The following is a 15,621-nucleotide window of genomic DNA, read 5'->3' on the forward strand; positions in this document are numbered from 1 at the left end:
TTACATAACAACACACATCATCCCTGCAAAATATGAACCAGCACCGTAAAATTAAATGTAGAATTAATTATAAACATAGCCACCTTTAACGGGTGGTCGCGTGCGGGGGGTTGACGCTTCGCCGGACGCTGCTTCAATAACCGGAGTCTTATGCCTTCCTCCACGTCCGTTTCAAGTCTCAGAATGTCCTCCCGCGACTATTAACAAATCTTGTTTTTGTTTGTTTGTGTCTTCAAGTTGGATTTTCTCATTGACTTGAAGACTTCCCTTGTTCTGCCCTCAACTAAAGGAGTTCCAACCTAATCTTCTATTCTGTAGTATTTATGGGACAAGGCGGGTTTTTCTACCTCTTTGATTTTACCATAAAAGTCGCCCTTAAGGGCGTTGTGCAATTATACTGTTTAACATAACTTTTTTAAATCAAATAAAAGTAATCTATTTTAAATTTTACCAAAAAAAGATCACTTTTATTTTCTTTTTTACCCCCGACTTTGAAAACACCCTGGCTTGGTCAGGGGGGTGGCGTAGCCGGGGGGATCAGCATCAATCTAACTTTTCTTCTCCGCCTGTTTGATTAATGTTCATCCTTTTGCAGTAATGCTTCTATTTGTCGAAGAATCGTTTTGAGCAACTGGGTTAACAAGGGTAAATTATCTGAGGGGAGAGGCGCTGAGTCTGAACGTTGTTCAATCTCTGTGAGTTTTTTCTCCAGTTGTTGCGCCAAGCGTAAAGCATCCCGACTCAAAACAGCCATTTTGTGTTGTTGGTGAAATTTTAACGCCGCACCTCGCAACACTTGTAAGTTTGCTTCTTCGCCATATTCTCCCGGTGTAACTCGTAAACGCAACAAAATATGAGTTCCGCTATAAATCCGCTCAATTTCTGCTTGTTTGGATTTTTCAACCGGAATTAACGGCAGTTCTAGCAACCGCTTCAACTCATTAATCACCCCTTGAAATTGACTGGCTTCCAAATTTTCTAAGACTGATTGTAACACTCCATCTTGACTCCACAAAATTCGACCCGTACAGCCTTGACGTTCAAAAAAAAGCCGACCAATTCCCCCCGCCAGAACCCGACCTAAGAGTTCATGTAATAATTTTTCGGGAGTGAGTGTCGCTAAAACTTCAATCGGATGATTGAAGTAATTTGTATAGATTTCAAGAGTATGCGAATTTTTTGTATAATGATTTTCCACTAATTTATGCTGATCTTTAGACTCATAAACCGAGTAATTATTAGAGTTTATCTGAGGATTTGAATAACCGTTATCATTTTTTTTTACCTGATTTTTAGAGTAATTTTCTTGAGCTATATCTGTATTTTGTGAATTTTGAGTATGATATAAATAAGCCGATAAAATAGCCTCTTGTTCTGGAAAAGAAATCTTTTGTGTCTGCACAGAGCAATGACGATAAGCTAACATTTTATTGACATAATCTAAAGCTGAATGATCATCCGGGTCAACAACCCCGAGACGCAAACAATTATCAATTAATGATAGCGGTAGAACTTGATAGTGCAAACACACTTCAAAAGGGAGGATACTATCAATTAAAGGAAAAATCAGTTCAGCGTCCATGGAAGTCGCCTCATTGGTGGGAGTTTGAGCAAACATTTTCCGATCAAAAAGTAACTTTGTTATTCCTAACACCGACTCCAATCCCAAAACCTGATAACAGCAAATGACTTTCCTACATAGATGTCATTTGACAATCTAAAAGTCCGTGAAATTCCCCTGAAATTTTGGAGCGGTGCAAGTCTAGTAGATGCTCAAAGTTTACCCAGAGTTTATAAACTTTTTTGCAGACTCTATCTTTTCTAGTTTAACAAGTTCAGGCCCTCCAAGATCTTTGTTTTCCAGAGATGTTAAGAAGTGCAACAGAGAGCAGATAGACACCCTTTACCTGATCTTACTCTTTTGCTAGGATTCGGTCGTGTTATATTAAATTCCGGATCAAGAACGTCAAATTGTGTAAAATTTGTTTACGGATTCGTACAATACAAACAGTATATGGTGCGAGGAGAATTTTTGACTTCCAGTCTGAGATGCCTGAGTTGCCTAGTTGTTTTTCTATTACTCGCTACCCCTCAACCCGTCATTTCCTCCCCGGTTAATGATGGAGTTGTTGCAACGCGAAAATTATCCGTCCGCAAATTTTCCTCCTCTGGCAGTCAGACTCAACCTGAGTTACACTTAGTGATCAAACTGAGCGATCGCCGAGTTTACGTTTATCGTCAGCAACAACTCCTCACCAGTTATCCCATTGCTGTCGGTCGAGAAGGTTGGGAAACCCCCACAGGTCAATATCAAGTTATCCAGAAAATTCAAGAACCCGCTTGGCAACATCCCTTCACCGGAGAAATTGTCCCCCCAGGCCCTGAGAACCCCTTGGGAATGCGTTGGATAGGCTTTTGGACGGATGGCACCAACTACATCGGCTTTCACGGTACCCCCAACGAAGACACCGTAGGACAAGCCGCTTCTCATGGCTGTATCCGAATGTTGAACCAAGATGTACAGTTATTATTCGATAAAGTCACCATTGGAACCCCAGTAATTGTTCAACCCTAATCAACCTTAAGGCAGTTTCTAACCTTCACTTCGATAGATGCAGAATAAATCATAACAATGGGATGATCCGAACGACAGATTAATCTAAGGAATAGAGACATTATGAATCAGTATCCCAATATTCCCCCTTTTATTGAGAACGACCAACAAGAGTATTACGATAGCGGAGTTCCCAGTAAAGTCGCAGTTGCCGGACATCCTTTACATCCCTTAATTGTCACCTTTCCGATTGCTTTTTTAGTCGGAGTATTAGGAACAGATATCGGATATTGGTTAACCCGTGATATTTTTTGGGCGAGGGCTTCTGTCTTGTTATTAGTCGCCGGACTGTTAACGGGATTATTAGCTGCAATTACCGGAATGATCGACTTTTTAGAAATTGATCGAGTCCGACAACACAGCGCTGGCTGGATTCACATGATTGGCAATATTATCGCCTTAGTCTTGTCAGGAATTAGTCTGTTTTTTCGTTGGGAACAGCCAGGAGATTTTATCCTATTTACCGGATTAATTCTATCATTAATTGTTGCTTCAGTTTTAGGACTTACTGGTTGGTTTGGCGCCGAACTCGTTTATCGCCATAAAGTTGCAGTCATTGGTAATGGCATTCAACAAAGACCATAAATCATTAATTGTTGATAGCATTGTGTGTGGATTATAAGGTCTATCCTATCAACCCGGTTGATCAGAGAAACTGGGTTTTTAATTAACTGTGTCTCATGCAATTGAAAACCACTATCACTGTAATCACTGGTGAAGTGTAAAGGGCGGGTTTATGTAAGTTATTGCTGGGAAAACATAAATTAATTCAGAACCCGCCCCTACATCACTGGTGAAGTGATATGAAGCCCCGCCCCCAGAACACGCATTAATCAACCGGACATGGTATCAGCCGTTTATAAAACAAGTTTTATTAGTATATAAAATTGACGGATTGTGTTTTTTTAGTGGTATACTTCTAAATAAGAATTATCCTTCAAGTCTCAAAATGCCAGTGGTACAGCATCCCCTCTTAGACCTGTCCTTATTCGCGGGTTTAATTGCCTTGAGTTCTATTCTTCAAGTTCTACCCACACAAGCACAAATAGTCCCCGATAACACATTAGGTTCGGAAAACTCGGTGGTTACTCCTAATGTTAACATTCGAGGGATTAATAGCGATCGCATCGATGGGGGTGCGGTACGGGGGTCTAACTTATTTCATAGTTTTCAAGAATTTAATATCAGAGAGGGACGGGGAGCCTACTTTTCCAATCCCGATAATATTATCAATATACTAACTCGCGTTACTGGGGGGAATATCTCAGAAATCCTCGGAACATTAGGCGTTTTAGGAAATGCTAACCTATTTTTAATTAACCCTGCGGGGATTGTATTTGGGCCAAACGCAAGATTAGATGTAGGCGGTTCATTTTTTGCCACAACAGCCGATGGAGTATTATTTGAAAATGGCTTTGAATTTGCAGCCAGTAACCCCGAAGCGCCGCCATTATTAACGATAAATATGCCGTTGGGTTTAAATATTCGAGAAAATCCAGGCGCTATTGTTAATCAAACGTTACCACAACTCGTTCGGTTGGATGAAAGTCCGTTAAGAAATGATGCAGGATTTCTGATTCCACAAGGCTTAAACGTTCCTCAAAATCAAACATTAGCATTAGTTGGTGGAGATGTATTATTTGATGGAGGCTTTGCAATTTCTCCTGGAAGTCGAATTCAATTAGGAGGCTTATCAGAACCGGGAATTATTGAATTAACAAATGTAGGGGCGAATGGCAATACGCCCATTCTTCAGTTTCCCGATAATATTCAACGGGGAAATGTTGCGTTAACCAATGAATCTCAAATAAACGTTCGTGCAGATGGAGGCGGAGACGTTAATATTAATGCGAGAAATGTTGAGATATCGGGCGATAGCGTTATTCGAGCGGGAATTGATGATGGATTGGGTTCTTTGGAAGCGCAAGGTGGAGATGTTAATATTAACGCTCAGGAAAACGTTTTGATAACAGGTGCAGAAAGTTCGATTAGAAACAGTATTGACATTGATGGAATCGGTCAAAGCGGAAACATTAACATTACAGCTAATTCACTTTCAATAAATGGCGGTGCTTTTATCAGCACTTCTATTTTAGGAAACGGAAACGCAGGGAATATAAATGTCAAAGCCGCATCCATTGAAATTTCGGGTACTTCTCCTGATGGTGAGTTTGAAAGCGGTTTTTTTGCGGATGTCACCGACACAGGTATTGGTAATGCAGGCAATATTCAAATCGAAACCGGACAATTTAGACTAACAGAAGGAGCGTTAATTCAATCTGCTATTTTTGGAGAAGGAAATGCAGGTTCAGTATCAATTTTTGCAACCGATTCTGTTGACTTATCAAGTAGTAATATTTTTAGTAATGTTGTAGAAAATGCTGTTGGGAATAGTGGAACAGTTGAAATTAATACGGGGGATTTGTTATTGTCTGAAGGAGCGCGAATTAATACTAGCACTTCTGGACAAGGAAATGCAGGTAACATAAACGTAAAAGCTGCATCCGTTGAGGTAACAGGTACTTCTCCAGACGGTCAGTTGTCGAGTGGTTTTTTTGCTAACGTCAACGAGACAGGGATGGGTAATGGAGGAAACATTCAAATAGAAACAGGACAGTTACGACTGACTGATATAGCGATAATTTCAAGCAGTACATTCGGACAAGGAAATGCAGGTTTAGTATCGATTTTTGCAACCGATTCTGTGGACTTAGCAGATAGTGGTATTTTCAGCAATGTTGGAGAAAACGCTGTTGGAGATGGGGGAAATATTGAAATTTCAACCTCATCGCTTAATGCAATAAATGGAGAGATTAGTTTAAATACATCTGGGAACGGAAACGCAGGAGATATTAATATAAAAGCACAGCAGATAGATCTTTCAGATTCTATGATAGCGGGGGATACTCTTGGAACGGGTAGCATTGGAAATATTACTATCGACACGGGAACTTTGATGCTTCGTGATGGTGCTGATATTAGACTGACTATCCGAGAAGAAGGAGCAACAGGTTCAACAGGAAATATAACCGTTAACGCTTCCGAGTCTGTAGACATAATAGGCGTTTCACCAACTGGCGTTCAAAGTCGAATCAATACCCGGACTTTTGGCAACGGTAATACAGGAAGCGTTATTATCAATACTCCCAGATTAGCCGTTCGGAATGGAGGTAGTATCTTTGCTAGTAGCTTCAATACCGGACAAGCAGGAGATGTGATTATTAATGCTTCAGAATCCGTTGAAGTCAGTGGAGGAAGCCCCATTCAATCTGATCTAGATTCTGTTGAATTTGTTATAGAACCTTCCATTAATCCTGAAGATAGAACTGCGATTTCTAGCGACATATCAACAGGGAGTAATCGTGGAGAAGGAAGGGCAGGAAGCGTTTTCATCACCACAAATAAACTCACAATTCGAGAGGGAGGAGAAATAGGAACTTCTACTTTAGGAAGGGGGAGTTCAGGTTTGGTACAAGTCAAAGCCAATGAAGTGGAGATAACGGGACAGTTGAATATTGGTGAATTCAACTCAAGAAGCGGCTTAACTGTTTTTACAAATGGTGAAGGAACCGCAGGAACTCTTAATTTAGAAACCGGACGATTAACCGTTCGAGATGGAGGTCGTATATCAGTAACCAGTGGAAACGGCAGTAGCGCTGGCTCTATCAATATTCAAGCTTCTATTGTTGAATTAATTGGAGATGGAAGATTTCCCAGTGAAAATGGAGAGATAATATTTCCCAGTCAAATTGCTGTAACAACAGGTAGAACGGAAGAAACATCTCTTAATACAGAATTTAGCGGTACTAGCGTGGGAAGTATCACACTCGAAGCAGACCAATTAAGAATTCTCAACGGAGCAGAGATATCAACTTTTACAGGAGATGTCGGCAGTTCGGGTTCAATTGATATTCGCGCAAATAGTATCGAAATTAGCGGTAGAGGAACTCGAACGATTACCTTATCAACTGGAGAAACCGCAATAGGTAGTCAAATTGTTGCTCTAGCTAGTAACGGAGGCAACACCGGAGATATTTCAATTACCACACAAAGATTAATCGGACAAGATGGAGCATCAATTAACACTAATAGTTTGGGAATGGGTTCTTCAGGTTCAATTAGTATACAAGCTCAAGAGGTATTATTTGATGATCAAGTTAATATTTCGAGTGGAACGTTTGGTGCGGGTAATGGAGGAAATATTACCATTGAAACGGAACAACTTAGAGTTCAGAATAATTCTACAATTTCTTCAGGAATTAGCCTACTAAATGAATCCGAAATCACTTCCGTTGAAATACCCCAAAATCGCCGAGGAGGAACAGTCTTCATTCAAGCCTCAGAATCAGTTGTTCTTGACGGGGAAGGAACATCAATTTCTACTGGTGTTTCGGAAAAAGAAACTATCGGTAATGGTGGAAATATCATTATTGAAACCGGACGTTTAACTGTGAGCAATCGAGCTTTCTTGTCTACAGGAGCTTTCGGAATTGGAGATGCGGGGCAGATAAACTTGCAAGCGGAAACTATTGAATTAATAGGTGGTTCTTTTATTGGTGCAATAGTTTTTGATACGGGCGTTGGAAATGGGGGAACGGTAACGATTGATGCTGAACAATTAACAGTTAGAGATCAATCTGGCATTTTTGTAAGTAGTCGCGGTGAAGGGAATCCCGGAAATATAGACGTAAGTGCTTCCCAAGTTCGCCTAGAAAATGAAGGACGTTTGGAAGCAGAATCCATTACGGGTGAAGGCGGAAATATTACTATCAATTCTCCCGATATTCGAGTGCGGCGCCAAAGCGCAATTTCAGCAACCGGAAGTCAAAGCGGTCAAACGTTTGATGGAAATATTGATATTAATTCTAATTTTTTAGTATTGTTAGAAAACAGCCAAATTGTTACCAGCGCTTTTGACCCAACAGGAGGCAGCAATATTAATATTCGTCCTTTGGAAAGTGCCGAATTAGCAGTTTTACAATCTCAAAATAGTATTATTAATGCTGCCGGAGAACTTTCTATTGATGATACTCTCAATTTTGACCCGCCAGAATCAACTCAAGTTGAAGTGGTTGATCCGGCTGCATTAATCGCTCAAGACCCCTGCAAACAAAGAGGAGACAGTCAATTTATTATAACCGGACGAGGCGGTATTGCGTTCAACCCCACTCAAGATTTATTTTCAGTTCCCGAGTTAGAATTATCTCTGATTGAACCTGTGACTCCTTCAGTTAATCGTTCCTCCCAACGTCGTTCACAACAATCAAAAAAACGAGATAATCATCCTATTGATTCTAGAACTATTGTTCCGGCGAGGGGATGGATAAGAGATGAGAAAGGAGACGTTATATTAGTGGGTTATGACCCAACAAAAACGGGAGTTCAGCGTCAACCTCAACCCACTCCTCAAACTTGTCAACCCTAGAGACTTCTATCCAATGGGTTAAATCTTGCAAAGATGAAAAATCGGGTGGGGCGGGTTTAAACAGTTACCAGTGAACAGTAAACAGTGATAACTGTAAAAACTGGTAACTAATAACTAATAACTGTAAACTGTAAACTGTAAAAACTGGTCACTGTAAACTGTAAACTGTAAACTGTAATGAACCCGCCCCTACAAATGATTATTGATTAGTCGGAGATAATATTAGTTTCTCACATTTTCCTCTAACCAGTTTGTCAAGTCTTGCAAAGATGAAAAATCTAGCAACACCTCGGCTAACATCTCCAATTGTTCTAAGGAAAGTAATTCAATTTGAGAGCAGACTTGAGGATTGATTTGATCAAACTTTCGAGCAAGTTGACGTAGGATAAGCACTCGCTCTCCCTGCTGTCTACCATCTTCTAATCCTTGTCGTCTACCATCTTCTAATCCTTGTCGTCTACCATCTTCTAATCCTTCTTGATAAACTCGGGTTTGCTTGGAGTCTGTTGCTAATTCCAACATCTGAATAATCTCCTGACGAGTCAATTGCGGAAACTTATAAACCATTGTCGTTTCTATCAATTCCATGATAACTGGTACAGGAAGTTGTGTGGCTTGTTGAGCCTGAGATAACAACTGCTTGGCTTTGTTGACTGCCGTTTCCTGGGGTTCTAGAATTAATTCTACAACGCCCAACTCAACCGATGAACCAGAAAGTTCATTCAGATAGATACGCTGAACTTGAGAACTCTCTAACAGCGTTCGGTAGAGATGGGTTTCTTCAGGTTCTAGGCTAATATTAGGATAAATTGCCACGGCTTGCCAGTTTACTGTTGTTGGATTTTGTGCTAAGAACAAAAACACTTCTGCAAACAGTCGATGATACAGTAAGGGATCTTTTTGAAACTGAACTTCTACAAAATAAACCGTTGGGTTTGTGGCTTCCGGTGGCGGTAAAAATACGCCATCAATACGGAAAGCGGTTTGCTTCAGTTCAACAGATTGAAATTGATACCCCTCCTGAGTGGGTTGACCAATTAGCTCGAAGAAAATAGCCGGAGCCGTTTGGAAGATGCGGTAAAAAAGCGAGTCTGTTTTCACGCTTGTTCGTAGAATTACCTCTCCAAATATTATAGGGTAAAATGGGGGTTTATTCACATTTTGGGCGCAAGCCTTGCGTCCCTACATTTTTTCCATCCACAACATTGAGATTATTCACAAAAAAAGTACCCCGTTAACGGTACAATTAATCATCAGGTTGTCAAAATGCCAATGAGTATTAATTATTACGAATGACTGTCATTTCTTCCCCCATCCAAGATAGCAACTTCTGGCCGAATTTACTGCAACAACTCCTCGACCGTGACTCCCTCTCTATTTCCCAAGCCTCAACGTTGATGGAGGGATGGCTAAACGAGGAAATTCCCCCGGCACTTTCGGGTGCAATATTAATAGCCTTGCAAACCAAAGGTGTCTCCGCAGAAGAATTAGCAGGAATGGCTTCTGTATTGCAGTCTCAGTCGGCTATTTCTTCGACCATTGTGGCCAATAGACCAAGTTCTCCCTATCGAATTATTGATACTTGTGGGACGGGGGGAGATGGCGCTTCTACCTTTAATATTTCAACGGCTGTGGCTTTTGTAGCGGCTGCTGCGGGAGTTCCTGTTGCTAAACATGGCAACCGTTCCGCTTCCAGTAAAGTGGGTTCTGCGGATGTTTTAGAAGCGCTCGGAATTCAATTAAATGCACCCTTTGAAAAAATTACTTCAGCGTTAACAGAAGTCGGAATTACCTTTCTATTTGCACCCGGTTGGCATCCCGCAATGAAAGCCGTTGTTCCCCTCAGAAAAACCTTAAAAGTACGAACCGTTTTTAACCTTTTAGGGCCGTTAGTCAATCCTTTAAAACCATCGGGTCAAGTGATGGGTGTTTATGACCCCAATTTACTCGAAACCATTGCCGAAGCGTTAGGAAAATTAGGGTTAAAATTAGCAATTGTATTACATGGACGAGAACGACTTGATGAAGCCGGGTTAGGAGATTTAACCGATTTAGCGGTATTATCAGAAAACAAGGTGGAAAAAGTGGAAATAAACCCGGAAGAATTGGGGTTAACTTCAGCAGAAATAACCGCCTTGAAAGGTGGAGAAGTTGCCGAAAATGCAGAAATATTGCAAAATGTTTTACAAGGAAAAGCAACCCAAGCTCAACAAGATGTGGTTGCTTTAAATGCGTCTTTAGCCTTACAAGTGAGCGGTTTTGTTCCCATCGGCGATCATGTTTCGGGACTGTCTATTGCTCAAGATATTATCAGCAGTGGTGCCGCTTGGTCTAAACTCGAACAACTGGTAAAATTCCTCAAGTAACGTGCATTTCGACTGGGGAAATTAACCACAAAGCCACTAAGACACGAAGATGTTATTACTTGGTGTCTCTGTGTCGAGCGTGTTTTTTCTTCTTTCTAGTTAACTGACCACAAAGACACGAAGACACGAAGATTTCCTCTGTTTGTGCCTTAGTGTCTTGGTGTTTTTTCTTCTTTAAACCTTACCTTTATTCAGGAGGCAAGCCGCAGCGTCCCTACTGATTTCTAGATTGTTGAAAATGCTACTCAACTTTCTTCAGAGACTAATTCTTGAGGATGAACTTCGCTACACACTTCATAAAAAGAGGTTTTGGGTGCTTTTGCAAAGAGATGTGCCATTTCATTCATAATGGCTTCATAGACATCACTATGATTTTCATTCATATCTTCTAGATTTTCCCAGAAAATAATGGCAATTCCTTTATCGGTTCCGGGTTCTTGTAACAGATAAGATCCTTTAAAGCCTTTGGTATAAGTTGAAACGGCTTTTTCAAACAGTTGTTCGGCTTCATCAAATTTACCGGGTTTAAATTCACCGATCGCAACGTAGGCATATTGATGTTTAAGAAAATCTAAAAATTCTGACATTTTGAACCCACAATAATGAACATCACTGGCATTGTAGATTACCCGATCTGATCTGATTAAATCAAGCTGATCGTTAAAATTTTTGTAATTGTGCCTCTGGGTTGAAAAACTGGCGACAAATGCCCGCAGTTAAGACTAGGGTAGCAATTAAATTCGCCACTGCGATCGCCAACAGAATCAATATTTGATAGGACACGGCATCCAACGGATTCACCCCAACGAGCAACTGACCTGTTAAAATACCGGGAAGGGTAGCAATGCCGACAATTGTCATTGAGTTGAGCGTGGGAAGTAGCCCCGCCCGTATCGCTTCAGTCCGGTAGAGTTTCACCGCTTCAGTCGGAGTCGCCCCTAAACTCAGATGGGTTTCAATTTCTATCTGGGAACGGTTTAACGTCGTGACTAAACGTTCTCCGGCTATAGAAGCCGCATTCATGGCATTTCCTAAAATAGCTGCTAATAACGGAATCAGATATTGAGGACTATACAACGGCGTCGGTTGAATCACCAATAATTGAGCATAACCGACAATTAACACCGCACTCAACCCCAACGCCCCCCAAACCCAAGGGAAAAGTTTAGGGACTTTTTGACTGATGCGGTTGCGGGTGACAACGCTAACCAGGGTTAACATCAACAGCCCAAAGGCTAAAATTAGCCAAGGGTTAGGTTGATCGGGATCAAGAACTACTGCTAAAACATACCCCGCAACGGCTAACTGTACAAGGGTTCGCAACGTAGCCAGGAGAAATTGCCCTTCTAAGCCTAATTGTTGCCAAAATGATATTGCGATCGCAATGGCAATTAGTCCCAATGCTAACGCTAAATCTGTAAAATCTAGGGGAATTGACAAGGTTATTCACGGATAACGGATAACTAATCTCTCATTTTAAGGTGGTGTGAGCGTGAACAAAATTCCTCCCATTGATCTCAGTCAACAGTACAAATTAATTGCACCGGAAGTCAGTATCGCCGTTCAACAGGTGTTAGCCTCCGGTTACTATATTGGGGGATCGGAGGTTGAACAGTTTGAACAACAGTTTGGTGAATATATTGGCGTTTCTGACTGTATTAGCTGTAACTCCGGTACCGATGCGTTATTTCTCGCTCTCCGCGCCCTTGATATTGGCCCGGGCGATGAAGTGATTGTTCCTGTATTTACCTTTATTGCAACGGCTGAAGTCGTGAGTGCAGTGGGGGCGACTCCGGTGTTTGTCGATATTGATGAAAATACTTTTAACCTCGATGTTAACAAACTCGAAGCCGCAATTACTTCCAAAACAAGAGCCATTATTCCAGTACACTTGTTTGGTCAGTCGGTGAATATGACTCGCTTGATGGAGATTGCCAAAACTCACCAGTTAACAGTCATTGAAGACTGCGCCCAAGCAACCGGGGCGACTTGGGAGGGTGAAAAAGTTGGGGCTATTGGCGATATTGGTTGTTTTAGTTTCTTCCCAACAAAAAATCTAGGGGCTTGTGGGGATGGCGGCGCCCTGACAACCCATAATCGGGCGATCGCTGCTAAAATTCGCATGATTAAAGATCATGGACAATCGAGCAAGTATAATTCTGAAGTGGTTGGGATTAACAGTCGATTGGATGCCTTACAAGCGGCAATTTTGAACGTCAAACTGCGTTATCTTGATCAATGGAATGAACAACGCTGTCGCATCGCTCAACGCTATCATCAGCTTCTTGGGGCGGTTCCGGGTTTGATTCTTCCTGAAGAAGTGACTCCCGGACAAAGTGTTTGGAATCAGTATACCGTTCGAGTTCTTCAAAGACTGGGTGAGAATGGTTCTTCTTTTCTCTTTGATCGAAATGTTGTTCGCGCACAGTTAGCCGAACGGGGAATTAGTACGATGGTTTATTATCCAGTACCATTGCACTTGCAGGCACTTTACCAAAATTCAGGCTATCAAGCGGGTCAGTTTCCCGTTGCTGAACAACTGTCTCAGGAGGTGTTATCGTTGCCTATGTTTCCCGAACTGACAACTGTTCAACAAGACGCTGTGATCTACGCGATCAAGGATTGTTTGAGCCAATAAGTAAATTTACTTTCAATCTGGGTGTGTAGTTTTGTATACTGTTAATTAACAAAACGATAACAACAAGATAACATCCACGACAGCACAATCTGTCCACCCAGTTACAATTCAGCGTTCAAGAGGAAAAATAAAAGCGTGAGTCCACACCCATTCACATCTGAACGGTGTTATGACCCAGAAGCGATCGCCCAGTATTATCGCCGTCGTCCCTGGCAGGCTATTTGGCGGGCTATTACCGTAGTCTGGTTTTTTACAGGGTTTATTTTAGGTCTGTTTTGGGATCGATGGCGCCGACCCGAAGTTGAACATACACCGGAACGAGCGACTCAACTCCGAGAAATTTTAACTTATCTCGGCCCGACATTCATTAAAGTGGGTCAAGCCCTTTCCACTCGTCCTGACTTAATTCGCAAAGACTTTTTAGAGGAACTAACCCGACTTCAGGATCAGTTACCACCTTTCAACACTGAAGTGGCGATGGTAATTTTAGAAACAGAGTTAGATCGAGATATTGACAGCGTTTTTAGTCAAGTTTCTCCCGAACCTGTCGCCGCCGCAAGTTTAGGTCAAGTGTATCGCGCCCGTTTGCGAACTGGGGAAGAAGTCGCGATCAAAATTCAGCGCCCTAATTTAGTTCCCATTCTCACCTTAGATTTATATCTAATGCGATGGGCCGCCGGTTGGATTGCCCCTTGGCTACCGCTCAATTTAGGTCACGATTTGACCTTGATTGTTGATGAGTTTGGGGTTAAACTTTTTGAGGAAATAGACTATATCAATGAAGGTCGCAACGCAGAACGATTTGCTGCTTATTTTAGCGATGATCCGACGGTAAAAGTTCCTGAAATCTACTGGAAATATACCAGCACTCGTGTCCTCGTTCTCGAATGGATTAATGGGTTTAAACTCACCGATGTTGACAGTATTCAAGCGGCTGGTTTAGACCTCGATCATCTGATTTTAGTGGGAGTCACAAGCGGTTTGAGACAACTGCTAGAATTTGGTTTCTTCCACGCCGATCCCCATCCCGGAAATTTATTTGCAATGCCCGATGGTCGCATGGCATTTATTGATTTTGGCATGATGGATCAGCTAGAACAAGAGGTGAAAGAAACTTTAGTTGATTCTGTTGTACATTTGATTAATCGAGATTACAACGATTTAGCAAAAGACTTTGTTAAATTAGGGTTTCTCACACCCAAAACTAATATTTTACCGATTGTTCCTGCCTTAGAAAAGGTTCTGGGAAATGCAATGGGTGAGAGTGTTCAGGATTTTAATTTCAAGACGATTACAGACAGTTTTTCAGAACTGATGTATGATTATCCTTTCAGAGTTCCGGCGAAATTTGCCCTGATTATTCGCTCTTTGGTGACTCAAGAAGGAATTGCTTTAACGCTGAATTCCAGTTTCAAAATTGTTGATGTGGCTTATCCCTACGTCGCCCGACGTCTGTTGAAAGGGGAAACTCCGGCTTTACGTCGGCGCTTGATTGATGTACTCATAAAAGATGGTAAGTTCAAGTGGCAACGGTTGGAGAATATGTTAGCGATCGCTCAGTCTGATCAGACATTTGATATTCTACCAACGGCTCAATTGGGTTTACAATATTTACTGTCAGAAGAAGGAGAGTTTCTTCGCCGTCAACTGATTTTAGCCTTGACAGAAGATGATCGCCTTCATACCGAAGAAGTTCAACGCATCTGGAGTTTGGTTGGACATCATATTAAACCCGCTCGTTTATTTGATGTTGCTATGGGTGCGATCGCCGATTTTTCAACCGCCCAAGTCGCCGCTTTGCGACTACTACAGTAGAAACCGCTGATCAAATGATCTGCTACCAATATGGGCTGAATATTTTGATGAATTTCGAGTAGAAAAAGTTTGAGTAAATTTGACCAATGAGGTCTACAATCAGACAGAAACTCATAGGCTGAGTGCCACTTTCTACAAAAAACAGCAAGCTTGAGACAATTCAGCCAAAAAACAGGGATTAGGAGTTAATAATGCAGCATCCATCAATTCAAATACAGCATCGGCGGCTGCACCCATCTGATTGTAGACGTTTTGGTGAAACTCTTGCAATCGTTTAAGTGTCATCTGGATTAGAGAAAATTTATATAAACCTTTAATTCTCTCATCCAGATGAACTAGGGGACAAGTCCTATGGTTAGATGAGTCTAAACTCCAGCATCTGCTGGTAAAATGTGATAGGAATATTTGACTCGAACAGCTAATTTATCTGTGTTCTCTGCGTATCTGTGGTTTCAGACTATTTTATAGAACTTTCATGCCATTTTCCTAACAGTAAGTTAGATAAAGTGCTTAAAAGCAGAAAAATCACAATACCCAAAACACTAATAATCACTAAAGCGGCAAACATTCGCGGTATTTCTAGATTGTAACTAGCAATCAACATTTGATAAGCCAATCCAGAGTTAGTTCCCCCGGTTCCAGCGATAAATTCCGCAACCACAGCGCCAATTAATGATAACCCGCCACTAATTCGTAAAGCGGATAAATAATAAGGCAATGCACTGGGTAATCTTAAATAAAGCATCGTTTGCCAGCGAGAAGC

At 41.5% G+C, this 15,621-nt stretch carries 12 protein-coding genes; 6 read left to right on the top strand and 6 right to left on the bottom strand.

The window, feature by feature from the left end:
* Nucleotides 1-574: 574 nt before the first annotated feature.
* Nucleotides 575-1,582: a GspE/PulE/PilB domain-containing protein gene (locus WN50_RS29235; protein WP_235441177.1), complete on the bottom strand. Its 1,008-nt coding sequence runs from the start codon at nt 1,580-1,582 to the stop codon at nt 575-577.
* 432 nt (nt 1,583-2,014) lie between these two features.
* Here WN50_RS29235 and WN50_RS29240 point away from each other — a divergent pair, with 432 nt between their 5' ends.
* The 3 genes from WN50_RS29240 to WN50_RS29250 all read left to right on the top strand — a co-directional run bounded on the left by WN50_RS29240 (nt 2,015) and on the right by WN50_RS29250 (nt 8,039).
* Nucleotides 2,015-2,575, top strand: coding sequence for a L,D-transpeptidase (locus tag WN50_RS29240; protein ID WP_046279358.1), 561 nt, complete (start codon nt 2,015-2,017; stop codon nt 2,573-2,575).
* 102 nt (nt 2,576-2,677) lie between these two features.
* Complete coding sequence (locus WN50_RS29245; RefSeq protein ID WP_046279359.1) at nt 2,678-3,199, top strand: DUF2231 domain-containing protein; 522 nt, start codon at nt 2,678-2,680, stop codon at nt 3,197-3,199.
* A gap of 364 nt (nt 3,200-3,563) precedes the next feature.
* On the top strand, nt 3,564-8,039 hold the full coding sequence (locus WN50_RS29250) for a two-partner secretion domain-containing protein (protein WP_049561665.1): 4,476 nt from the start codon (nt 3,564-3,566) through the stop codon (nt 8,037-8,039).
* A gap of 222 nt (nt 8,040-8,261) precedes the next feature.
* Here WN50_RS29250 and WN50_RS29255 read toward each other — a convergent pair whose 3' ends face one another.
* Nucleotides 8,262-9,140 (bottom strand): Rpn family recombination-promoting nuclease/putative transposase, encoded by an 879-nt coding sequence (locus WN50_RS29255; protein WP_046281463.1) that lies wholly within the window; start codon nt 9,138-9,140, stop codon nt 8,262-8,264.
* A gap of 191 nt (nt 9,141-9,331) precedes the next feature.
* On the opposite strand from WN50_RS29255, the gene trpD reads away from it, so the two are divergent.
* Nucleotides 9,332-10,405 carry an anthranilate phosphoribosyltransferase gene (trpD, locus tag WN50_RS29260; RefSeq protein WP_046281464.1) on the top strand — a complete coding sequence of 358 codons (1,074 nt, stop codon included), beginning with the start codon at nt 9,332-9,334 and terminating at the stop codon, nt 10,403-10,405.
* 245 nt (nt 10,406-10,650) lie between these two features.
* Here the strand turns inward: trpD and WN50_RS29265 are convergent, their stop codons facing one another.
* Entirely contained in the window at nt 10,651-10,992 is a 342-nt protein-coding gene (locus WN50_RS29265; protein ID WP_046281465.1) for an antibiotic biosynthesis monooxygenase family protein, read from the bottom strand.
* Between the two features lie 73 nt (nt 10,993-11,065).
* The gene (locus WN50_RS29270) at nt 11,066-11,845 is read right to left on the bottom strand and encodes an ABC transporter permease (RefSeq protein ID WP_046281466.1); all 780 of its coding nucleotides are present in this window, start codon (nt 11,843-11,845) and stop codon (nt 11,066-11,068) included.
* Between the two features lie 52 nt (nt 11,846-11,897).
* On the opposite strand from WN50_RS29270, the gene WN50_RS29275 reads away from it, so the two are divergent.
* Complete coding sequence (locus WN50_RS29275) at nt 11,898-13,043, top strand: DegT/DnrJ/EryC1/StrS family aminotransferase (RefSeq protein ID WP_049561668.1); 1,146 nt, start codon at nt 11,898-11,900, stop codon at nt 13,041-13,043.
* A gap of 135 nt (nt 13,044-13,178) precedes the next feature.
* Nucleotides 13,179-14,858, top strand: coding sequence for an ABC1 kinase family protein (locus tag WN50_RS29280; RefSeq protein WP_046280602.1), 1,680 nt, complete (start codon nt 13,179-13,181; stop codon nt 14,856-14,858).
* A 132-nt stretch (nt 14,859-14,990) separates the two neighbouring features.
* On the opposite strand, the gene WN50_RS34965 is transcribed toward WN50_RS29280, so the two are convergent.
* Nucleotides 14,991-15,143, bottom strand: a complete 153-nt coding sequence (locus WN50_RS34965; protein WP_160315339.1) for a hypothetical protein — start codon at nt 15,141-15,143, stop codon at nt 14,991-14,993.
* Between the two features lie 172 nt (nt 15,144-15,315).
* A partial coding sequence (locus tag WN50_RS29285; RefSeq protein ID WP_049561675.1) for an ABC transporter permease occupies nt 15,316-15,621 on the bottom strand: 306 nt, incomplete at its 5' end.

The organism is Limnoraphis robusta CS-951, from assembly GCF_000972705.2.